This is a genomic window from Syntrophobotulus glycolicus DSM 8271 (genome assembly GCF_000190635.1).
GTDB lineage: Bacteria > Bacillota > Desulfitobacteriia > Desulfitobacteriales > Syntrophobotulaceae > Syntrophobotulus > Syntrophobotulus glycolicus.
On record NC_015172.1, the window covers coordinates 1,474,857 to 1,499,718 of the forward strand.

The 24,862-nt window shown below is 52.3% G+C and carries 11 protein-coding genes; 9 read left to right on the top strand and 2 right to left on the bottom strand.

The genetic code is table 11. The features are described from left to right. Nucleotides 1-75 precede the first annotated feature (75 nt). On the bottom strand, nucleotides 76-780 hold the full coding sequence (locus SGLY_RS07360; RefSeq protein ID WP_013624644.1) for a FadR/GntR family transcriptional regulator: 705 nt from the start codon (nucleotides 778-780) through the stop codon (nucleotides 76-78). A gap of 339 nt (nucleotides 781-1,119) precedes the next feature. Here SGLY_RS07360 and SGLY_RS07365 point away from each other — a divergent pair, with 339 nt between their 5' ends. The 7 genes from SGLY_RS07365 to SGLY_RS07395 all read left to right on the top strand — a co-directional run bounded on the left by SGLY_RS07365 (nucleotide 1,120) and on the right by SGLY_RS07395 (nucleotide 9,157). Further along, the gene (locus SGLY_RS07365; protein WP_013624645.1) at nucleotides 1,120-2,892 is read left to right on the top strand and encodes an ABC transporter ATP-binding protein/permease; all 1,773 of its coding nucleotides are present in this window, start codon (nucleotides 1,120-1,122) and stop codon (nucleotides 2,890-2,892) included. After that, nucleotides 2,889-4,547: an amino acid ABC transporter ATP-binding/permease protein gene (locus tag SGLY_RS07370; protein ID WP_013624646.1), complete on the top strand. Its 1,659-nt coding sequence runs from the start codon at nucleotides 2,889-2,891 to the stop codon at nucleotides 4,545-4,547. The genes SGLY_RS07365 and SGLY_RS07370 overlap by 4 nt, the downstream gene beginning before the upstream one ends. Next, entirely contained in the window at nucleotides 4,544-5,185 is a 642-nt protein-coding gene (locus tag SGLY_RS07375; protein ID WP_041444735.1) for a hypothetical protein, read from the top strand. Before SGLY_RS07370 ends, SGLY_RS07375 begins: the two co-directional genes overlap by 4 nt. 1 nt (nucleotide 5,186) lies before the next feature. Continuing rightward, a complete protein-coding gene (locus tag SGLY_RS07380; protein WP_013624648.1) occupies nucleotides 5,187-5,900 on the top strand; it encodes an energy-coupling factor transporter transmembrane component T in 714 nt (237 codons plus the stop codon). 47 nt (nucleotides 5,901-5,947) lie between these two features. Then, a complete protein-coding gene (locus SGLY_RS07385) occupies nucleotides 5,948-7,396 on the top strand; it encodes an ABC transporter ATP-binding protein (protein ID WP_013624649.1) in 1,449 nt (482 codons plus the stop codon). Between the two features lie 51 nt (nucleotides 7,397-7,447). Continuing rightward, entirely contained in the window at nucleotides 7,448-8,263 is an 816-nt protein-coding gene (locus SGLY_RS07390; protein ID WP_013624650.1) for a MarR family transcriptional regulator, read from the top strand. 420 nt (nucleotides 8,264-8,683) lie between these two features. Further along, on the top strand, nucleotides 8,684-9,157 hold the full coding sequence (locus tag SGLY_RS07395) for a hypothetical protein (RefSeq protein WP_169312018.1): 474 nt from the start codon (nucleotides 8,684-8,686) through the stop codon (nucleotides 9,155-9,157). 171 nt (nucleotides 9,158-9,328) lie between these two features. Here SGLY_RS07395 and SGLY_RS07400 read toward each other — a convergent pair whose 3' ends face one another. Next, on the bottom strand, nucleotides 9,329-9,841 hold the full coding sequence (locus SGLY_RS07400; protein ID WP_013624652.1) for a flavodoxin family protein: 513 nt from the start codon (nucleotides 9,839-9,841) through the stop codon (nucleotides 9,329-9,331). 703 nt (nucleotides 9,842-10,544) lie between these two features. Here SGLY_RS07400 and SGLY_RS07405 point away from each other — a divergent pair. Together SGLY_RS07405 and SGLY_RS07410 are read left to right on the top strand one after the other, a co-directional pair. Further along, nucleotides 10,545-11,072 (top strand): hypothetical protein, encoded by a 528-nt coding sequence (locus SGLY_RS07405; protein ID WP_013624653.1) that lies wholly within the window; start codon nucleotides 10,545-10,547, stop codon nucleotides 11,070-11,072. Nucleotides 11,073-11,766: 694 nt separating this feature from the next. Beyond that, a complete protein-coding gene (locus SGLY_RS07410; protein WP_013624654.1) occupies nucleotides 11,767-24,786 on the top strand; it encodes an NEAT domain-containing protein in 13,020 nt (4,339 codons plus the stop codon). The last annotated feature ends 76 nt before the right edge of the window (nucleotides 24,787-24,862 follow it).

Sequence of the window (24,862 nt, forward strand, 5' to 3'; positions counted from 1 at the left end):
TGACTTCTATCACGGTTTTATCAGCTTCAGCCGTTTGAAACACCATAAGGGCAATAAAGACAGCAACAAGACAAATTACCCGTTTGCCAGGGAATGATGATTGTTCAAGCCGCTATCCAGGATATCGTAGTGAGTGTTCACAGATTCAATACCTAAGCTCAGATTTTTATGGAACAAACTCTCATAAATTTGCCGGCGCGACTCCATCAGCAAATGTTTCTGATCCTCCAACCCCTGGTCGAGGAGATGCTCAAGCACTTCCATCACTTCTTCACAAGTGGCTGATAAGGCCTGCATGAGATTGACCATCAATTCATTTCCCGAAGCCGCGATGATCGCATCGTGGAATTTTTTATCAGAGACAGTCTCGGCGTTTGCCTGGGAATGCTCCATCTCGGTCAGGATTTTCCCGATTGTCGTCAGTTCATCATCCGTGATCCGCTTCATCGCCAGGATCAGAGACTGCAGCTCTATGCTGCGGCGCAGCTGATTGATTTCAAGATAGCTGACCTGCTTCATCAGGACCATCATCGAGAGGGAGGTCGTAAAGCTCTTCTCAAAATTTCCGGTAAGATAATTTCCCGATCCCTGCCGGCTTTCAATAATCCCCATGTTTTCCATGGTTCTCAATGCTTCCCGGATGGAATTCCGGCTTAAACCTAAGATCTCCGACAATTCACGTTCCGTCGGCAGCTTGTTCCCCATCCGCAATTGCTCACAAATAAGCTGCTGGCGAATGTACTGGATAACCTTCAGATAGGATCTTCCGCTATCAAACATTTGCATCACCCATATTCATTGGTATTACCAATTGAACAGTATATACTGGTTGCTTGAAGAGGTCAAGCGATTCTTTTGATCTGATGATTTCTTTAAAAAAATTTTCGGCAGGCCGGTTAGAGGTGTCTAATCAGCCTGTTTTTTCCGGTCAAGGCAAAAGAGCGGGCAGGCGTTTTGGGGATTAGCCCGGCTTAACGAAATCGCCGTTCATCCGTTGAAATAGCCCGGTTGACAGTCTCTGACAGGTATGATATTGTGCAGATGAAGAAAAAAATTACGCGTTTTTAGACGCGCTAAGTTAGAATAGGCTAACATTTTTGAGCGGGGAGAAAACTCTTCATGAAAACATCCGACAGCAAGCAGCTGAAGCCCGTCACTGTGCCAAGAAGGCTTCTGCCTTTGGTGGGGAAGGCCAAAAAGTATATTGCCCTTACCGTGCTATTCCGCTGGCTGGAGCTTGTGGGCAGCGTGGGGGCCGTCACGGCCCTGGCTTTTTTGCTGCAGCACGGATGGGAGCAAACTCTTTTTGCCGGCCTTCTGTTTCCCTGGCTCACGCTTTTTGCCGGGGCGGTTCTTCTGCGTTTTCTTTGCGTCTGGCTGGGTACGGAATTTTCCCAGCGGGCGGCGGTGCAAGTAAAGAAAACACTGCGCTCCCGGATTTACGCCAAGCTCTTAAAAACGGGCCTGTCTTACCGGGAAAAAACCTCGACCGCCGCCCTCCTGCAGATGGCGGTGGATGGGGTGGAGCAGCTGCAGGTTTATCTGGGCGGCTATGTGCCGCAGTTTTGTCACAGCCTGCTGGCACCGGTCACCTTATTTTTCCTGCTGGCGTTTCTCAACCTCAAAGTAGCTCTGCTGCTGCTCCTGGGCGTGCCTTTGATCCCGCTGGCCATGTTCGGCGTGCAAAAAGGGGCCCGGAGACTGATGCGGGCGTACTGGGGGACATATACCGACCTGGGGCAAGGCTTTCTGGAAAGTCTGCAGGGCCTGACGACACTGAAAATCTATGGGGCGGATCAAGCCAGGCACGACCAAATGAATGCCGCCGCCGAGGGTTTTCGCCGGATTACCATGAAAGTGCTGAGGATGCAGCTGGCTTCCGTTACGCTCATGGACCTGATCGCTTATGGCTGGACCGCCCTCGGCATCATTGTCGCTCTGACGGAAGTGGCCAAAGGCAGGATGCCCCTATGGAGCGGCATTTGTGTGATCCTGCTTTCCTCAGAATTTTTCCTGCCGCTGCGCCTGCTTGGTTCCTTTTTTCACAGTTCTATGAACGGGATCGCGGCGGCCGAAAAGATGTTTGCGCTGCTGGATCTGGCCGAACCGGCGGAAAAAGCCGGAGAGCTTGACCGTTTCGACATCCGCCTGGCCGCCTGTGGTTTCAGCTATGTGAAGGGCCGGGAGACCCTGCGGAAGATTTCCCTGGAAATCCCGGCCGGGAGCTTTGCCGCCATTGTCGGGGAATCGGGTTCGGGGAAAAGCACTCTGGCGGGAATCCTGGCCGGAGTACACCGGAACTATACCGGCTCCATACGGATCGGCGGCCGGGAATTTGACGGCATCAGCCCGGAAAGCCTCAGGCGCCGGATCGTCCTGGTAGAGCACAATGCTCATATTTTCAAGGGCACGGTAGCGGATAACCTCCGCATGGGTCGTCCGGAGGCTTCACTCCAGGAAATGGCGGCGGTCCTGAAAAGAGTCCGGCTGTACGATTTTGTCATGGCCCAGGGCGGGCTGGCGATGCCGCTCCGGGAACAGGGAGCAAACCTGTCCGGCGGCCAGCGTCAGCGCCTGGCTTTGGCCAGAGCTTTACTGCACGGGGGCGATATCTATATTTTAGACGAGGCGACATCCAATATGGATGCCGAGAGCGAGGAAAGCGTACTGCGGGTGATCGAGACCATGGCGGGGGAAAAGACGGTCATCCTGATTACCCACCGGATGGCTGCCGCCGCAAGAGCTGAGCGGATCTTCGTCCTCCGGGACGGTGTGCTGACGGGGCAGGGCGGGCACACTACCCTGTACAGGCAGAATGCCTATTACGCTGGGCTTTACGACGGCCAGCAGGGCATCGAGAATTTTGCGGAAGCAAGGGAGGTATTCGTATGAGCCGGAGCAGGATAAACGTCTTAGCCGGGCTGACGGTCCGGATCGGTCCGTTGCTGCCGGTGCTGGTGCTGACGGTTATCCTGGGTGTGCTGGGTTTTTTAAGCGCTATTTTTTTGATTATTTTTGCGGCTATGGCTTTGCTTGAGGTCAGCGGGACGGCAACGGGATACAGCCTGACCATATTGCTGGCCGCCCTGGCCTTCTGTGCCTCAATGCGGGGACTGCTGCGCTACGGCGAGCAGCTGGCCGGTCATTATCTGGCCTTCAGGCTCCTGGCTGTTCTCCGGGACAAGGTGTTTTCCGCGCTCAGGCGGCTGGCGCCGGCCAAGCTGGAAAAAAGGGATACGGGAGATCTGATCGCCGTGATCACCGGAGATATCGAATTACTGGAGGTATTTTACGCCCATACCGTCGGTCCCGTGGCCATTGCTTTTCTCACTTCAGCCCTGATGGTTTGTTTTATCGCTTCGCTGAGTCCTGATCTGGCTTTACTGGCGGCTCTCGCTTACCTTACCGTCGGTGTTTTGCTTCCTGCCGTCAACTCCCGTAAGGGCCGGGACCTGGGGGCCGGCTGCCGCGCAGGTCTGGGCGCGGCCAACGGCTACTTTCTGGAAAATCTTATGGGCCTGGGGGAAATTATCCGCTATGATTGCGGAGCGGCCAGAGAAAAAACCATGGCGGCAATGACTGCCGAACTGGACGCCGGGCAGGCGCGTCTGAAACGCCGGGAAGGTCTGACCGGAGCGGCGACCTCCGCGGCAATCCTGCTTTTTTCGGGAGCTGTGCTGGGGCTGGGACTGCAGCTGATGCTGGCCGGCCGTTTGGAGTTTTCTCAGGTCCTGCTGGCTACGGTGGCGATGATCAGTTCCTTTGGCCCGGTAGTGGCTTTAAGCAGCTTGTCCACCGGTCTTTTGCCGACCATGGCGGCGGGGGAAAGGGTCCTGGACTTATTGGCGGAAGTGCCGGAAACCCCCGAGGTGCAAACGGGCAGGGAAGTGCGCGTTTTTACCGGCGCCCGCTGTGAGGAGGTCAGCTTTGCCTATGCCGGGGAGGAGATTTTAAGCCGGTTCAGTCTTCCTATTGCGGAAAACAGAATTACCGGAATCTGCGGTGCCAGCGGCTCCGGCAAGTCGACCCTCTTAAAGCTGCTGATGCGCTTTTGGGATACCGGCGCGGGCCGGATCACGATATCCGGGGAGGATATCCGGCGGATCAACACGGAGAACCTGCGCCGTCTGGAAGGCTATGTCACCCAGGAGACCTTTTTGTTTGAGGCCACGCTGGAGGACAATATCCGGCTGGCCAAGCCCGGGGCTTCCGCCTCCGAGGTAGAAGAGGCGGCGGAAAAAGCCGGTATTCATGAGTTTATCCGTTCCCTGCCCAGGGGCTATCAGACCCGGGTCGGGGAATTGGGGGAGGGGCTTTCCGGCGGGGAACGCCAGCGAATTGCCCTGGCCCGGGCCTTTCTGCACGGCGCGCCGTTTCTGCTCCTGGATGAACCGACCAGTAATCTGGACAGCTTCAACGAGGCCCTGATCCTGAAATCCTTACGGGAAGCTGCCGGGGACAAAACGGTGGTTCTGGTATCCCACCGGGTGTCCACCCTGCGGATTGCCGACCGCACCTATGCCATGGAGAACGGTCGGCTCTCTTGAACAAAATTGGGCTGGAAGCGGAGGTTTTAAGATTCCCGGCGCCGAATAAATATCAATCTGAAAAAATGAAGAAAGGAGAAAGCGATATGATTGCCTTTCGGAAGTACACCGTGCGCGATATTCTTTTCCTCGCGGTACTGGCCGCGGTACTGCTCCTTGTCGGTATGCTGACCATGCCGCTGGTGATGGCTGTCGACCTTTTCGGCTTGCGCAACCTGGCGTCGGCCCCCCTGTACGGATTTTTCTGCGCGATCGGTCTGCTGCGTGTTCCCAAGCCGGGAGCGCTGACTCTGGTCGCTTTATTTCTCGGCACCGTGCTGCTCATGATGTCGCCCCTGATGACGCTGAACCACATCATCGGCGCTCTGCTGGCCGAAGGGATTACCCTGCTCATCTTTCGCGGCTACCGGACGAAGACAAGCATCCTGACGGTTTGCGGCCTCTTCATCCCGCTGACCCTGCCCCTCTCTCTGGTGTTTAATCTGGCAATCAACGGCAAGAGTTTTGCTGAGATCATTACCTACCCGCTTTACAGCGTGCTTCTTTCCCTGGGTACGGTCGCCCTCAGCTTCCTCGGGGCCTGGCTCGGTCTCAGGCTCGGGCGGGAACTGGAAAAAGCCGGAGTGCTGAAATCCTGAAATGGAACACTGGCAAGTAAAAAGACCTCTTTATCCGTTGAGCTGCCTGGCTGCCTCTCTGGTCATCCTGTTCGGAGGGCTCATCCTCTCCAAAGAGCCCCTGTTTGCGCTTTATCTGACGGCCCTCTGCCTGTTGTACCTGCCGTTCGGTTACGGTGGGGTGCTGGCGCGGGTGCTGCCGCTGGTGGTTTTGCTGGGTGCGCTGACCGGGGGCCTGACCGGGTTGGTCAACACTTCGGTTTTAAGCGGTCTGCTGACTGCGGGACGCATCGTGCTGCTGGGCCTTTCCGCCCTGACCTTGCTCGCGCTCCCGCCCATTCAGCTTACCCGCTGCCTGACCCAGCTGCATGTGCCGCGAATCCTGACGCTCGGCATGCTGGTTACGGTCCGTTTTGTGCCCGTGCTGCTGCTGGAGAGCCGCCGGGTTCTGGAAGCCATGCGTACCCGCGGCGTCTCGGCTGTCGCTTTCCGTCCCGCCGCTTTCTACCGGGCCTTTTTTATCCCGCTGCTGATGCGGATCATCAACATTGCCGACATCCTTTCCCTTTCCCTGGAAACACGGGGATTTGATCTGAACGACAAAAAAGCCACAGTCTGGCGGCCGGTGTGCTTTACGGTGCGCGACGCACTGTTCCCGGTTGCAGTGACGGCCCTGACCCTGGCCGCGTTTATCGTTCACCGCTATTTCGGCGGCTGGCCGGGATCGGCGATCTAGAGAATGACGCCGGCGAAAATGCCGGAGAAAGGAGGAGCTTCTTCCTTATGCCTATAGCTTTGGCAATACGCGATTATTCTTTCCGTTACCGGCATGCGCCGGATTGGATTTTGCAGAAGGTATCCCTGCAGCTTGCTTACGGTGAATTCATGGTTCTCTCCGGACACTCGGGCGGGGGCAAATCCACATTACTGGCCAGTATCAACGGCGCGGTCCCGCATCTTTGCCCGGGTGAACAGCAGGGAGACATTCTGGTCGACGGCCATTCCGTGCGGGACCTTTCCATGAGCCGGATTGCCCGCCTGGTCGGCAGTGTTCTCCAGGATGCCGACGCCCAGATTATTCATGCCACGGTAGAGGATGAGATCGCCTTCGGCTGCGAGAACCTCTGCCTGGAGTCCGAAGAGATCGGGCTGCGGGTCGCCAGGGCCTGCCGGATGATGCAGCTTGAACCGCAATGGCCCACCCGGACGCTTTCCGGCGGGCAGAAGCAGCGGCTGATCATTGCTTCCGTGCTGGCCATGGGCCAGCGCATCATTGCTCTGGATGAGCCGCTGGCCAATCTGGACCGGGAAGGTTCGGGCATTTTGCTCCGCTGCCTGCGCCAGCTGGCCGATGCAGGCTATGCCGTGCTTTTGATCGAGCATCGTCTCGATGTGGTGCTTCCCTACGCAGATACAGTGGCCTGGCTGGAAGACGGCAGGATCACGGCGCCGGCCGCTAAGGCGGAAATTCTGCGTAAGAACACCGCACTGCTGCAAGGGCCTGACAGCCCGCCGCCTGACGGCGAGATCTGCCTGGAGGCCCGCGGCTTGTGCTACGGGGCCGGCGGCCGTCAGATCCTGCGCGGCGTGGATCTGAGCGTGCGCCGGGGCGAACGGGTCGTCATCCTCGGCGAAAATGGCTGCGGCAAAACCACCTTGCTGCGCCTGTTGGCCGGACTGATCCGCCCGACAGCGGGCCAGATCCGGCAGACGGTCGAACCCCGGCGGCGAAACCGGCCCTCGGCCGCCTGGTTCCAAAAGGTTGGCTACATCTGCCAGAACCCCAATTACCAGCTTTTCATGCCGACAGTCGCCGCTGAAATCGCTTATCCGTCCAGAAACGGGGCCGAAGTGGACCGTTTTCTGGAGCTGTACGAGCTGGCCGCTTTGGCCGGCAGCCATCCCCAGTCCCTCTCCGAAGGACAAAAACGGCGGATCAGCATTGCGGCGGTAACCGCCGGCCTGCCCGAGGTTCTTCTGCTGGACGAGCCGACGGTCGGCCAGGATTACGGCGCGCTTTCCCGGCTGGTGCAGACGCTTAACCGGCTCCAACAGGAGAAGGGCAGCACGATGATCACCGTGACCCACGATTTCCGCTGCGCCGCCGCTCTCGCCGACACCGTTATCCGGATGCATGACGGACGGATCGAAAAAACCGGGGGAAGGGAACTTGCCGCCGCCTATTTTGCCTGGCCGGAAAACAGCGGACGGCAGATTGTCGGCTTGGTCTAAATATCTCCTCCCATACCGGGAGGACAGCGTATAAAGGGTGGTGAGGTGAAAATGGATTTTACACCGAAACAGCTGCAATACCTGTTTTACCTGGACCTTTACAAAAACAGCGGCCGGCTGATATCTGATCTGGCCGGGCAGCTGAACGTATCGAAAGCCGCGGTATCCCAGATGCTGAATGTTTATGAAACCAACGGCCTGATCCGGCACAGTCCGGACGGCCTGATTCTGGGAGACAAAGCGGAGCCGGTTATCGCGGAATTAAAAGAGAAATACCGCAGGATCTTCCCCTTTTTTCAAGGGCTGCCGGGGTTGACGGAGGAGACGGCGGGAGAAGGGGCGCTCCGGTATATCTGTTGGATGCCGGAGGAGAGTGTGGAGGGGCTGGTGCAGGCCCTGAAAGCAAAAGAAGAATTCAACCGGATCCGCTGGGATGTGGCGGACAGGACAACGGACAGGCCGTTCCCTTTTGCCGATGGCCGATATCCCGTTTTGTTCGATGTCTACAGGGCGGAAAGCAATGAGATTTCCATGGGCGACAAGGGTTTTGCCAAACCGGCCATCATTACCGTTAAGGCCGGCAGAGGCACGATCACGCTGACCCGCAGGGAGATCCGCTACCAAAGCCGGACAGGAAAACGCTTCCGCGGCAAGCTGACTCGTTTAAGCTGCCTGTACGGCGATAACTTCGTACCGCTCAGACCTAAAAACAACGAATACACCATCCCTCTCCACTATATCCGCAAGCTGAGCCGGACGCCGGACGGTACCCTCTGCGGAACCCTCAGGATCAAGGCTGAGACCGGCAGCTGCGGTGTCAGTATGCCCGTAAGCGAAGCGGATATTTTATTCCGGTTTTCATCCTGAAAAATTTTTTTCATGGAAGGTTTAGTTAAGTTAAGCAATCTTAACCGATTTTTTCTATAAAAAAATTATAATGATAAGGTGGAAACGGGGAAAAACAATACATATTAAGAAAAATTTTTCTGTTTGCCGAAAAATATCCATAATTTGAAAATAATTGGATAAAGTGATATACTTTGTTTATAGTCGGGAGTTAAGATTTCTGAAGAATTCAAAGAAGATTTTTTTAATCTTTGAGTTAGAATAATCTAACAAATTCTTCCGATTCTTGAGTCTGGCTCCGGAGCTGAATAGCACGATTAAAAGGCTATGCCCGTAACAAGTCGGAACCAGGGTGGTGTACAACGGTCTGGTTGGGCAAAGTTGGGGTGGTTCTCTCAGACTGAAACTGAAAAGTGTTTTCTAAAAAGAAAGGAGAAATGTATGATGGAAATTACATTAAGGAAACCCGTTATCAAAAAACTTGCGGTTCTTGCCGCGCTGGTAATCCTTTCCCTGTTGGCATTCAGCCTGAATGCCGTGGCCGTTACGACAGATCAAAATATTGATGTCACGTTTCTTAAAGCAGATGGCTCAGGGACTTCCATGGCGGATGCGGCTGTAAATGGCGATGCTTCTTATAGCATTAATGACCAAACGCTGACGATCCCATTAAAGCCAATTCAGGTAGGACCGATAACAGGATATGTCACAGGGATAACCGTTCAGCTGGCCGGTGGACCAGTAACTGTTTCAACAGCGCAGACTGCGCCCTATACGGCTACTACAGTTTCAATCCCGATACCGTCGGGCGAGGTTCAAGATCAAGCGCAATTTGATGTAACCTTCGATATTTATATGTCTACTGGTAGTCACGGTACAGCAGATGCCATCATGAATTTTGACTTTGTTAATTAGCGTTCGATATTTAACAAACTAACTGGAACGGATGCAAGCAGTCGCTGACCCAAGCGGCGGCTTGCATTCGTTCCGGTTAAATATCTTACGAAGTAGCGACCGTTGAATTAGCGGCCGTATAAGTTGATTGGTCGTAGTAAGCCGTCTCTCCAAATCGGGATGTGAACATGTTCAGACCTCTCTCAGTCGGTTGAATATTTTCCGAAAAATGGCCTGTGCGTTTTTTAGGTCTTCAGCATCCGGATGGGATTCTGCGGCCCGGTAAAGCGCCAGGTTTTCTTCTGTTAAAGCGTGGCGGTGGCCGGAAGGGAGGGTGCGAAAAAATTCAATCATGTCTTCAGAGACCTTACCCTGGCAGAAGAATTCGCCGACCAGTTCGTTGCCCTCAAACAGGCTGCGGGTATACTGAAAGCACTTCGCGGCGTGATCGGATTCCGGAGAAGCGCCCAGGGTATAAAAAAACGCGGTTTTCTTATTCTTCAGCTTTTGGATGTATTCCGCAGCCTTATGCACCGGCTTTCCCTTGTCAATCCAGAAACCGATGATGACCGCATCGAACTCCTGGGGGTCAGGCGCTTCGGCCAAATCACAATAGACGAGATGCTTGCCGGCAACCGCTTTGATGGCCTCGGCTACTTTGCGGGTATTCCCCGTTTTACTGGTGTACGTTAACAAAATTTTCATACTTGTCGTCCTTTCCGCGATTTAAAAATCAAACAAGATCAGAAAAGCTTTTTTGATTATTTGCACGATAGCATAGCCGTTTGAGGCTGTCAATAAGCCTGTTTCAGCGGAAATTTCAGTATTTTGGTTAGCATGGATTAACTGGGAATGTATTTGGGGGCAGGAACACTTACTAATATGAAAGTAATATAGTTATAGTTGACTAACAAGGTTGTGAAAAAAATTTCTGTTTTTTCTCTTGAAAAAAAACCTTTTGTTTAAATAAAAATTTATTTAATTTTTTTTTGAGGACGAGTTAAGCTTCCTTAACCAAATTTTCACAGGCAGCGGAATTGAAAACATGGAGATAAAAGGTATTATAGGATTTTATTACCTGGAAGAAAAAGAAAATGGTGCGATTTGCCAAAAAAAGACCACGGTTTCAGGCCGATTGACAAGGAAAAAACCCTTTGCTATAGTGAAAACATAGCCAAGCATCAAGAGGTTGGAAGCATGTTTGCTAAAGCTATTTAGTATAGCAAAAAAGTTAGATTTTTCTAACAAAATCGCTTTTAAACTTCCGAGTATACTGCTCCGGAGCGGGAAGATGTGCAGGCTTTAGATTCACTCTCAATGTTTATAGAGGAAGGCAAAAATAGGTTTGACCTTCCGAACGACCAGGTTTGGCTTTCAGCTAACCGTGAAAAAGAAAGGAGTAAGAATAATGACTACAACAAGCTCTTTGAGGAAAGTTATCATAATGGTAATGTGTGTCGCTATGATGCTTTGCGTTATGGCGTCCACCGCGTCGGCTGTCACTACCGACCAGGACATTGATGTAAAGTTTTATAAGACTTCAGACCCCACTCAATTCTCAATGGCAAATGGAATAGTTGCTGGTACGGCTTTCTATGACATCGGTACCCAAGAATTAACTATACCGCTTCAGGTGCTCGCGTATGCACCTGGCGCTCCTTATGACCCTACCGTCTACTACGGCTACATTGATGAGATAAAGGTTGATACGGACAACAACCTTCTTAATGGCTATGAAGTGATTGTAGCCCCTGCCTCCACGCCATATCCGAGCGGCGGAACCATTGCAATTCCGCTTGCTTCATCCCTCGTAACAAACGGTGCAACCTTTACGGTAAGCTTCGGAATTGATTTGTACGACGATGCTGACGGTACAGATCCGGCTGCTATATCGCATATCAACAATACCGCGATTATGAAGTTTGACTTTGTATAGGTATCCGCAGAGGTGTCTGTAGGCATTTAATCTTTATACGGTCGAGAGAACAATACTGGGGAAGCCGCAAACCAACGGCTTGTCTCAGTATTGTTCTTTTAATATGAGTAATACCACCCAAAGTTTGTTTTCATTATCTGCCAAATGGCATAGCAGGGAACAAAACTTTTAGAAAAAATTTACTGGCCAAAAATGTTCATAACAAAATTCAAAAATTTTTTTCAAAGGTAAGTTAAGTTCGCTTAACTGCTGTCTTAAAAAGCGATCGGGTAAGCGGTAGGACAAAAAGTTCTGGGAGAGAGAAGAGGAAAAAAACTTTCTTTCTTATCGGACAAACATCCCGCTTTGCCGGAAAAATGCCGGGATTTCTAGAGGATTGACAGCTTAAAAGCCCTTTGTTATATTGGAAATCACAGTTAAGGCATTGAGAGGTTGAAAACGTTTTGGGCGCAAATGCTTTTTTTTACAGCATAAAGTTAGATTGATCTAACAAATTGGAGCGGCTGTTTTCTCCTTCCGCTTTACTGTTCCGGAGCAGAAGCGGCATGATTCTTTATCAAATGCCAGGTTCTCTGAACTACTAAACTGTCCTGCAGTTAGTGCAGGCAAACCTGTTTATGTTTTGCCCCTTGTGGATGTGCTAAAACATAAACGATTTATTAATTTTTTAGGGGGAAAGGAGAGAGTTTTAGGGATGAACAAAAAATTCATCAGCATTCTGCTAAGTGTCCTGATGGTACTGTCACTGTTTCCTGTGCCGATGTTGGCTGGAGACGGGGAAGACGTCGAAATCACTGGTTTTGCACCAATAGAAATAGATGGCGGCACGACCGGTTCGGCAGCTTATGAGAATGTCGAAGCAGTGATTGAGTATCTGAATACGGCTTATGCCAGTGTACAGGCTGACACAGCATCGGATACGGTAGCTGTACCGGTAAGCGGCTGGACGGAAACGGACAGCTACGATCCAAACACGGTCGGCAGCTACACCTTCACGGCGACCCTGGGAGAGATCCCTGTGGGTTATGCCAACACCGGAGGATACACCGCTGCGGCAGAAGTGAAGATTGAGGCCGGAGAAAGCGGTGACATCGAAATCACGGGCTTTGCACCAATAACAGTAGCGGGTGGCACGACCGGTTCGGCAGCCTATGAGAATGCCCAAGCGGTGATTGAGTATCTGAATACGGCTTATGCCAGTGTACAGGCTGACACAGCATCGGATACGGTAGCTGTACCGGTAAGCGGCTGGACGGAAACGGACAGCTATGATCCAAACACCGTTGGTAGCTACACCTTCACGGCAACCCTGGGAGAGATCCCTGCGGGTTATGCCAACACCGGAGGATACACCGCTGCGGCAGAAGTGAAGATTGAGGCCGGAGAAAGCGGTGACATCGAAATCACGGGCTTTGCACCAATAACAGTAGCGGGTGGCACGACCGGTTCGGCAGCTTATGAGAATGCCGAAGCGGTGATTGAGTATCTGAATACGGCTTATGCCAGTGTACAGGCTGACACAGCATCGGATACGGTAGCTGTACCGGTAAGCGGCTGGACGGAAACGGACAGCTACGATCCAAACACTGTCGGTAGCTACACCTTCACGGCAACCCTGGGAGAGATCCCTGCGGGTTATGCCAACACCGGAGGATACACCGCTGCGGCAGAAGTGAAGATTGAGGCCGGAGAAAGCGGTGACATCGAAATCACGGGCTTTGCACCAATAACAGTAGCGGGTGGCACGACCGGTTCGGCAGCTTATGAGAATGCCGAAGCGGTGATTGAGTATCTGAATACGGCTTATGCCAGTGTACAGGCTGACACAGCATCGGATACGGTAGCTGTACCGGTAAGCGGCTGGACGGAAACGGACAGCTACGATCCAAACACTGTCGGTAGCTACACCTTCACGGCAACCCTGGGAGAGATCCCTGCGGGTTATGCCAACACCGGAGGATACACCACTGCGGCAGAAGTGAAGATTGAGGCCGGAGAAAGCGGTGACATCGAAATTACTGGCTTTGCACCAATAACAGTAAATGCCGGCTTGGCGGGTGCGGCGAGCTACCCGGATGCCGCGGCGGTGATCACCCATCTTAACGAGAATTATTGCAGCGTGACCGCCCTCACGACAGGGAATACGGCAGGGGTTTCCGTCCCAGTGACCGGATGGGAGGGGGATGATTCCGCTCCCTATAACCCGGAGGTTGCCGGCAGCTATAGCTTCAGGGCCCAGCTGGGGGATATCCCTGCCGGCTATGCGCTGGGAGAAGGAGTTACCGCAACAGTGGAGGTAACGGTGACGAACGTGACCGCCATCACGGTAAATAGAAGTAACTCAACGGTCAGCCCATCTATTCCGGTAACTTTTACCGCTGTGGTGAGCGGTATCGGAGAGTATAACAGTACAGTAGAATGGAGTATTGTAGAACCGGTGGTCGAAGGCACCACCATTTCCGAAGGGGGTGTGCTCAGTATCGCTTCCGGCGAAACCGCCGGCACGCTGACAGTGAAAGCAACATCTCAGGCTGATCGCAATCAATATGCTACGGCGAGCGTATCGGTCATAACGGTTTCTTCGATTTCCCTATCGCCGGCCAGCTCTACGGTGGCTCCGGGCGGGAAAGTTACGTTGACTCCTTCAATGTCGGGTAATAATATTTCCACCACGCGAAAAGTAACTTGGAGCATTGACGGGAATTCTTCATCAAATACAAAACTCAGTGCATCCGGCAGTCAGATGCTCAGCACAAAGCCGACACTGACCATAGGATCCGATGAGACGGCAACTGCTATTACAGTGACAATTACATCTGACAACGATAAGTCAAAAAGCGCTTCCGCCACGATAACGATCAAGCCTGTTCCTGACGAAACGCTCAATAAGGCCATTGCGGCAATCCTTCATCAAAACGAAGGATATCAAGTGACTCTCAGCGATCTTCAAGGTCTTACTACTCTCGATTTGTCTGATAGAGAAATTACGGACATTTCGGCGTTGGCGAACGCTACAAACCTTGAAAATCTGAACTTAAGCGGAAACCCTATTATCGAATCCACCTATTCGGCGCTTGGCAGTTTGACAAAGGTTAAGGAATTGAATCTCAGTAATTGCATGAACCGCGGGATGAGAGGCCTTATGCCCAGTGGTTTGCTAACTGCTCTAAAAAAAATGAGCGCTCTGGAAATATTGGATATTTCACAGAACAATTTAATGAGGGGAATATCATCTGGTAATACGCTGGGCAGCTTGAAATCACTGGACATATCAGATAACGCCATTTACGCATTAAAATTAGCCGGCAACAGTTGTGTAGCAGGCAAGGAATACATGCCAAACTTGGAGCAGTTAGATATTTCCGGAAATTATCTGGATATATCCGACAGCGAAGTATCCGCCGAAATACAGTCTTTGGCAAATTCGGGCGTAACTGTTACGTATGAGTCCCAGAAGGACCTTTCCGCGCTGTACGCTATTTCACTTATAAACTACGGCGGAAAAGCGGTTTATTTTGATAATACGACAAAAACCGCAGATTTAGGCAGTGTCGTGGCCGGGAAGTCGGATATAAAACTTGTCAGCTTTGCCGGGGCGTCCACGGTCAGCATCGCGGGAGAAAGCTATTCCGCCGACGTGATCGCCACTTCTCCGGAGATCGCCGTTGATTTTGAAGAAGGCAATAACATCTTCCAAATCACAAGCACACACGCCAACGGAGATACCTCAACCTACACCGTGCACTACACCGGCGAAGGCCTGCCGTCAAACGAGGCAGGGATAAAGGATGCAAATCTATATATCGCGCTATGCGGCCTGCTGGGCAAGGAACCGACGGAGACCATCACAATTGCCCAACTGAACGGTCTGTATGTGAACGGGGGCTGGCTTGACCTGAGCGGTTTGGCTATTGCCGACGCTTCCGGCCTTCAATATGTCACAAGAACGAAGACCTTGAGTTTGGACAATAATCAGCTTGCGGATTTGCCGGACTTAAGCGGGCTAACCGCACTGGATAGTTTAAGCTTAAATAACAACCAGTTTACGGAGATTCCCGTTACCCTAAACGAGATCCCGACGCTAACCGTATTGTATCTGAATGACAATAGGCTGACAGCACTCAACGGCCGCCTTGACAAGCTGACGGCACTAAAGACCTTATACCTAGATGGAAACCGGATCACCGATTTTACCGATCTGGTATCCAGCAACAGCGGCTTGGGCTCACTGAGCGCCCTTCACCTCCAGAAAAACGGCCTGGCGGCTTTGCCTGGGGACTTAAGCCGGCTCAGCAGCCTGACCGCCCTTTACATTGGGGGCAATCTTTTTACAGAGATTCCGGCAGGCGTGTTCACCTTGTCCGCTTTGGAAACATTGGATTTTTCCACTTGCAAGGTAACGGAGCTTCCGGCGGGTTTGGCCAGTCTTAACAACCTGAAAGCTATTCATGCCGATTATAACGCCATCAGCGTCATTGATACGGCTCTGAGCGGGATGACTTCATTGTTGAGCATTGACCTTACCGCCAACGGCCTCACCGTTATTCCCGATAATGTGCTCTCCATCAAGTCGCTGACAGGCCTTAGCCTCGACAGCAATTCGCTCAAAACAATCCCGGGGAACCTCGCCAATCTGGAAAACCTTCAAGGAATTTCGCTGGACGGCTGCTTGCTTACCGAGATTCCCGCCGTGCTGTTGGAAATGAGTAAACTTTCTAGCATTTCGCTTTCCAACAACAGCATTGAAAATATGGATGTGGACTGGAGCCGGCTGACAAACCTGAGACAGCTCTATCTGGACTATAACCGGTTGGGAAATGTCGCTTCGGACCTCAGCAAAACGGCCTTGAACAGTCTTTCCCTTGACTATAACTTGATCACCGCTCTCTCTGTAGAGCAGGTAAATAACCTGCCCGATACCCTCCAGGGATCAAGCATGAGTCTCAAGTACAATTTCATCAAATGGAACGAGGCAGTGGAAGAGGCGCTGATAAGTAAAGACCCAAGATATGCCTCCACAATAAATCTGGCTAAGGCCTATGTTATGTATTTCGCGGCTTTGAAAGAAATCGGCTTGGAGGGGCAGGACAACGTGCAGGTTGCCACCAGCCCCACGACCCGGAACAGTTTGACTGTAATGGTTTCAGAGGGAACCGGGAGCATTAAGCTTACGCCGCAGGCTGTTTTTGCGGACACGGTCATTACCTGCAACGGTGCAAATTACCATAGCGGGGAGGAAATATCGTTCTCCGGCCTGACCCCCGGCAAAAATAGCGTAGTCCTTCAAACATCGAACGAATACGACAATTCTGCCGTTGTTTATCATATCACAGTCTTTGTAGCCGGCGGAGACATGGGGGCGGAGTTTCCAACCAGCGGGCACGAATATGAAGTTCAGCTAAAAATTCTTCAAAAGGCCTCGAATTCCGGGTCCATGGCCGCCGCCTACGTTGATAAAACCGGAACCATCGAAGTAACGCAGGACGGGGAGATCTATCTGTATTTCACAACCTATGTTCCGGAATGGTTATCTGACGTAAAGTATAAATCAGCAGAAAGTACAGCCGCTTATATCGATACGGAAATCGTGGAATCCACATCGTCATCGTTGCGGCATAAAATCCCCATATCCAACATCACCGACTTTGTTTATATTACCGGCTACGTGGTTCCAATGGGCTACGCTCCCGAATTCCGCTTGGTGTTTGATCCGGATACCCTTGTCGATCTCACTACCGGTACGGGAGTGGAAATCTATAACCCTGACAAGGATGCCAAAGTCACCATTACAGATGTGGATGGCGTGGTTACCGTTGGGGCCGGCAACTTGTCTGACCTATTGCAGACAGACAACGCGGCCCTGCAGATAGGCAGCGATATCACAGTAAGCTTCCCTGTCGGATATCTGCGCTCCATTCTGGATAGCAACGGTGGATCGGAAATCAAGCTGGAGCAAACCACCGCAAAAACGGACAACATCGTCACCAGTGACGGAGAGTCGATTGTGACTGCCATGGACCTGAGCCTTCTTGTTGGAGAAGGCAAATACACAAACGAGTTTGGCGGAACAGTTAAAGTTACCGTTACTTTAACTAATGAGCAGGTTTCTCAGCTTCAAGACAGCGCTTCCAGAAAGATTTGCTATTACAATGAAAGCACGCAAGAGCTGGAACTGCTTACAAGCAACTTCGATTGGGAAACCAAGACGGCTTCCTTCTATACTACACATTTAAGCACCTTTGTGATAGTCGCCACGTCAACAGCCTCCGACGGTAACGGGGATACCATAGCCGACGGGACCTACACCATAGACGCCGATGCCATGCATGAGACCCAGGAAAACACCTACTCCATGACGAACCAGTTCATCACCGAACCAACGACCTTAACCGTAGAAGATGGCCAACTCACGGCCACCATGGTTTGGCACAGGACAGAACTGATCACGATGAATATGGTAAAGGGCCTGTGGTACAAAGACAGCCAGGGAGAAATGATCCCTGTGCCTGGAGTACCTTCGGAAGACACGGAAACATTGACCGTGACCATACCTATAGAAAGCCTAACCGAGCCTACGCTCTTCCAAGTTTATGCGCCTCAAGGCATGGGTGAAAGCAGGCCCTACTTTAAACTGGTCTTCAATACCGACACTTTGGTCAAAATAGAGGACCAGCTGGACCCTGACCATCTGCCCAACGGGGCCTACACCATAGATGCCGATGCCATGCATGAGACCCAGGAAAACACCTACTCCATGACTAACCAGTTCATCACCGAACCAACGACCTTAACAGTAGAAGACGGCCAACTCACGGCCACCATGGTTTGGCACAGGACAGAACTGATCACGATGAATATGGTAAAGGGCCTGTGGTACAAAGACAGCCAGGGAGAAATGATCCCTGTGTCCGGAGTACCTTCGGAAGATACGGAAACACTGACCGTGACCATACCGATAGAAAGCCTAACCGAGCCTACGCTCTTCCAAGTTTACGCACCGCAGGGCATGGGTGAAAGCAAGCCCTACTTCAAACTGGTCTTCAACCTGGATACCCTGAGCAGGGTGACGGGGGAAGATGATATTGAAATAACGTCATTTGAGGCCATATCCATTGATGCCGGTGCTGCCCCTTCGGTAGCTTATGGGGACGCTGCGGCGGTCATCACCCATCTCAATACCAATTACGCCAGCGTAACCGCAAACGATGGTGCGGTTTCCGTTCCGGTGGCCGAGTGGACAGATACGGACAGCTATAACCCGTCTGTCGCCGGCAGTTATACCTTTACAGCGGTTTTAGGCGCAATTCCCGAAGGCTATGCCAATACGTCAGGGATTGCCGCCACGGCGGAGGTTGTGGTGAAAACCCCGGCCGAAGTGCCGGTAAGCATTCCCGACGCCAACCTGAAGGCCGCCATTAAGGCAGCCCTGGAAAAACCCGGCGATCATATCATCACCATGGGGGAGATGGAAAGCCTGACCTCTTTGGATGCGTCTGACCGGGAAATCAAGGACCTGACTGGCCTGTGGACTGCCGTCAACCTGGAAACGCTGAATCTGAGCGGCAACCCGCTGGGAGCGGACGTGAAAGGGACACCCGCCTACGATAACATCTTCAGCGGTCTGGAAAACCTTGCGAAACTTGAATATCTGGGCATAAGCCACTGCGCACTGGGTGTAGGGGGAAGCGCCAACATCCCCTCCTCACTGCAGAATTCCGTCGTTGACCTGAGAAATCTGGTTACCTATGATCTTTCCAACAACCAGATAGACGGCTACTATATGATAACGCAGTCTCTCCCCAAATTGCGGAATCTTGACCTTTCTGAAAACAACCTTTGCGAACTTACTATTGTTTCCACAGGTTACCTTCCCGTCATTGAACACATTAACTTAAACGGGAACTATATCTATCTTGCCGAAGGGCAGGAGGGCTATGAGAGTCTGGTTGAGATCGGCCTGGATAAAATTGATGCCGGCGATATGAAAAATCTGGCTATGCTGAAGTCTCTTCGCGTGGCTAAGACTGGCGGGACAGTCACCTCTAATTATTGGGAATATACGGCCGGTGAAGAAGCGGAAGAAATTGACGCCGGCCAAATTTTTGGCGGCTCCATTACCTTTGCCTGCATGAGTTATGCTGGAGCTGATTCCGTGAAGGTGACGGTAAACGGAGAGGCCTATACCGCTCAGAATTTCACGTATGGGATCTTTGCCGTCCCCATCACCGTATCCGGCTTACCGGCCGGAGAAAATACTATCTCCATCCATGCGGCACATATGAACGGTACGGATACTTTTGATTACACGCTGAAGTTCACGGTGGCCGCCGTCCCCAGCCTTGAAGGATCGGCCGGTATTCAGGATGCCGTCCTGCAAAAAATAGTCTGCGATAGGCTGGGAAAAGATTACACCACTTATGTCGTTACCAAGGGCGATATGGCCTCATTGACGGGAACCATAAGTTCCACCGCATTTACAAATCTTGAGGGATTGCAGTATGCTACGGGGCTTACATCTTTGACTCTGGGTGGCACATTTGTAAGCTATCCCGATCTGAGTGGCATAACCGGCCTTACAAGTCTGGCCCTGAGAGGCTCCATGGCGGCGACCCCTCCCAGCCTGAGCAGTCTGACCGAACTCAAAACCTTAACTGTTGCGACGACGCCTTTTACAGCGTTTCCCAGTTTGGAAGGGCTGACCAAACTCACAACATTAACCATTCAAAACAATACAAAACTTGCAGGCTCGCTTCCGAACCTCGCGAACTGCCAAGCCCTGACCAAGCTTACCATTACCAGTACCCCCGGTCTTACCGTTCCGCAGGCAATTACCGAGGTGCCTCTGACAAATCTGCAGATGGATTACAATAATCTGACATCGATCCCGGATTATATCGGACAGATAGAAACACTGACAACTCTAAACTTGAGTTCCAACAGCCTGACGGAACTTCCTGATTTAAGCGGCTTAACTTTACTGACAGGGCTAACTTTAACGACAAATCGCTTTACCGATATTCCTTCAACAGTAGCGCAACTGACTTCGCTGAAAAACCTTAATCTGGGCAAAAATCCGATCTCCCTTGTTCAGACCGATCTCAATGGCCTGCAGGCGCTGACAAGTTTAGATCTCTCAGGATGCGGACTGACGGAATTCCCAGGGGATATTCCGAAACTGGCAAATCTGACCACGCTTTACTTGCAAAACAATAAGCTGACTGCTCTGGAAGGTTCTATGACGGGCTTGTCCAAGCTTGCCACTTTGCGCATCGATAACAACAGGTTTGACACTTTACCGATGGAGATCAAAGCACTTGGGGCGCTAAGCACTTTCTACGCCTCCGGAAACTACCTGACAGAGATAGAAGATGAGAATTTCTTTGCCGGTTTTCCGAAGCTGACGACTGTCCAACTGGGGAACTATATCAAATGCACCTACGCCAGTTCCACTTATACTCCGCTTGCTGGTTCCTCAGCGGCGAAAGCGCTTGCCAAGCTGAAGGAAATCCGTCCGACAGCTAACGTAACGTTTTCCATGGATACCGTTACGAGTCGTACAAGCAGCGATAGCGATACCATTTACGCCGGGTTGAAAGCGCTTACAACAAGTGCGGGTACGCCTGAAGGACACTTTGATTACTACGAATGCTCGGAAGCGGAACGGCTGCGCCGGGAGTTGGCGATTTATGTTCCAAAGGACACCTCCAGCATTACCGTTACCGCCACCGGCATTTATGCGGACACTGCAATCAAAGTCGGAAATGAAACGATAACGAGCGGTACGCCCTTCGCCGTGGACGGACTGGTCAACGGTCCCAACATCGTCCGTATTGATACGCATAATCCGGCCGGTGATGATACGGTCAGTTATAACCTGACAATTTATGTTGGTTCTTACACGGAAGATGAGGAATTCCCGCAGGAAGGGAAACAGTATCAGATCCAGGCGGCAACCTATAAGGAAAGGGAACAAACCCTTTCCATGGCTAATCAATATATAGAAAAAACAGTTTCCTTCACTTACCACGACGGGCAATATGAGGTGCTCGTTACAACCAACAGGAACGATTATTTCCAGAATTTCAGATACCGGAATGCAGAGGGAGAGTTGGTTGACGCCGAGATAGTCGCCACGGGCACGCCAACCGCTTTATCTGCCACCTACAGGGCGTATGTGGATTCACTTGAGGATGATTTGTATATCGAATCGTATGTTATCCCCATGGGCTATGCGCCGGTTTTCCGACTGGTGTTTAATATGGATACCATCGTCGATATCACCCAGGGCGAAGACGATCCCGGCCAACCTTTGGACCCTGACCATCTGCCCAACGGGACCTACACCATAGACGCCGACGCCATGCATGAGACCCAGGAAAACACCTACTCCATGACCAACCAGTTCATCACCGAACCAACGACCTTAACCGTTGAAGACGGCCAAATTACGGCTACCATGGTCTGGCACAGGACAGAACTGATCACGATGAATATGGTAAAGGGCCTGTGGTACAAAGACAGCGAGGGAGAAATGATCCCTGTGCCCGGAGTACCTTCGGAAGACACGGAAACATTGACCGTGACCATACCTATAGAAAGCTTAACCGAGCCTACGATCTTCCAGGTTTACGCACCGCAAGGCATGGGTGAAAGCAGGCCCTACTTTAAACTGGTCTTCAACCTGGATACCCTGAGCAAGGCGGGAGACCCTGACCCTGACAAGATACCGGTGAAAGAAATCTCCGCCGATCAGGACACGGTGACCATCGGCCGGAACGATATTCAAGGCTATACCGACCGGACGCAGAATATTGGCCTGAATTTCGGGGATGCTTCCATCACCATTCCGCTGCAATACCTGGATTCCTATTTGGCTGGAGATCCCAGCGGAACAGGCAGCCTGCAGCTGCAAAAATCTGAAGCGGCAGAGAATGAGAAGCAAGGGGTGATCAGCATCCTGACGGGTAACGACACCCTGGTGGGAGCTATTGAGCTGAATCTGAGCCTGATTTCCGGCGCAAACGCACAGCCTGTCACCGATTTGGGCGGCCGGATCAAGGTCACTCTCTCCCTTACGGAGGCGCAGGTTGCCCAACTGGACGCGGCCGACAGCATGAAGCTTTGCTATTACAACCCGGCCACAGGATTACTTGAGAACATGGGAGCCACCTTTGACCTGGAAAAGAAAACCGTAACTTTCTACACCGACCACTTCAGCACGTATGCGATCGTCAGCACAACATCCGGTAGTGGAGGTGATGGAAACGGAGGCGATGGAGGAGGCGGAAGCGGCGGTACCGGCGGTACTGGCTCCGGAATGACCAAAGGGAGCTACACCATTTCGGTTTCGGCCTTAAAAGAAGATGATAACAGCACTTCCATGGCCAACCAGTTCATCAAGGAGCGGGCAGGCTTGAGCGTATCAGGAGACGGCAGCATCGCTGTGACTATGGTCTGGTATGGAACGACCAGCAGCCCCCAAGCCAGTGACGGAATCCACATGACCTCCGTGAAAAAGCTGCAATACAAAAACAGCGGCGGCGAATGGAAGGATGTAAAAACAACACTGGACACAGCAAACGATACGCTCACCATTAAATTTACGGTGGACACAATCAGCCAGCCTGTATATATGAGAGTGAAGGCCAAGGAGATGGGACCGGATTATAAGGTGTTCAGATTGGTATTTAATCAGAGTTCTTTGAAAGAAGGCAGGCTGGTGTCAGAAAGCAATCTTGACTCTTATACCATCAAGGCTGAAGCTTCCGATGGCGGAGAGATCAGTCCCAGCGGCAATGTCAAAGTGAAAAAGGATGCCAGCCAAACGTTCACCATTACTCCCAACAAGGGCTATAAGGTCAAGAATGTACTTGTGGACAGCAAATCGGTGGGCACGGTAAGCACCTATACCTTTAAGAACGTGACGACAGGCCACACCATCAGCGCGACCTTTGAAAAGAGCGACGGCACGAGCTTCACGGACGAGACCGCCACTGTTTTTACCAGTAAGGACGGCGTGCAAGTGAGCATTCCCGGCAGCGCCCTCAGCGGCCTGCCCACTCCGGTGGAAATTACGATTGTCGCAGGAACCGTGAAAACTTCCCCTCAGACCGAGAAAACCGCTCTTGTTTTAGATCCCGCGAAATACCAGCGCCAATTCGGCATTGAGGGAATGGCCGAGGGAAGCATCGAATTCAAGGCCCCGGTGACCATTACTTTCCCCATTTCCCTGACTGATCTTCCGGAAGGGACCACCACCGCGCAGCTGGCAGTTTATTGGTGGAACCCTTCGAAAAACGATTGGATCAAAATAGGCGGGGTGTTCGACCCGCAAAACAATAGCATTTCCGTTCCGGTTTATCATTTTTCCACCTACGCCGTCATGGCCGACACCAGCACCACCCCGGATCGGCTGGCGGGAGGAGATCGCTTTGCCACAGCCGTCGCTATCGCGGAACAAGGCTGGAAAACGGGAGCGGATACTGTTGTACTGGCCAATGCTTACTCCTTCGCGGATGCGCTGGCGGCAGGCCCCCTGGCTTACAAACTGAATGCCCCGGTTCTGCTGAGTGAGGCCAGGACTCTTCCCGCTGTTACCGCGGCGGGAATCCAGAAGCTGGCGCCTAAAAAGATCATCCTCATCGGAGGGACGGGAGTCCTGTCCCAGTCCATTCAAGACTCCCTGAGCGCAACGTATGGTCAAGAGAATGTCGTCCGGTACGGGGGAGCGGACCGCTACGCTACGGCGGCGGCCCTGGCTTCAGCCCTGGGGACGACGGGCCGGGCGGTCATCGCCAACGGTGAAGACGGACATTATCCGGACGCCCTGGCCATTTCCAGCTATGCTTCTTATCTCGGCGTGCCCATTCTCTTCACGGCGACCAACGCTCTGCCTGCTGTGACCGAACAAACCCTGACCGAACAAAAAGTCAGCGCAAGCATTGTGGTCGGCGGAGAGGGTGCCGTACCGGCCGGAATTTACCAGCAGCTGCCGGGAGCGACCCGTTATGGCGGAGCGGACCGTTACGCCACGGCGGCGGCGATTGCGGAAGGGCTCGACCTGAACCTGAACCAGGTATTCATCGCCACCGGCTTGAATTTCTCCGATGCCCTGGTCGCGGGCAACCTGGCGGCACGTTCCTTCTCCCCGCTGCTGCTGGTGGATAAGGATTTACCGCAGACAGTCGAGGGTTTCCTGGCGGACAATAAAGAGGCCATCTCCGAAACGATCGTTGTCGGCGGGGAAAAAGCGGTCAGCCCGGGGCAGGAGAGTGCGATTAAAAATGTGATCAAAAACAATCTGCCCCTTCCGGATGCCGGGACCTCAGAGTCTGATCTGAAAGACGGGAAATATACTGTGGAAGCCACGGCGCTGAAGGAAAAAGCAGACGAGCTGTCCATGACCGACCAGTTCCTGACGGAAAAAGCCACGCTCACCGTCAGCGGCGGAGTGATCTCAGCCAGCATGACCTGGCACGGAACGGAGTTCGTCACCATGGATATGCTCAAGGAGCTGAAATATCAGAAGATGGACGGCAGCCTTGTGGATGTGAACCGGGTTCTCGACGCGGCCAACAACACGCTGACCATCAATTTTGAGATTGCCGACCTGAAAGAACCTACAATCATGCAGGTTTATGTGCCGGCAGGAATGGGCGAGAGCCGTCCGAAATTCAGGCTGGTCCTGGAGCTTGACACCCTGGCGGCAAGCTGACGACCCAGAGCAGAAGACAGTCCAAAGCGGCAGATGGAGAGGATACATCCTCCCCATCTGCCCGCCGCGTCATAAA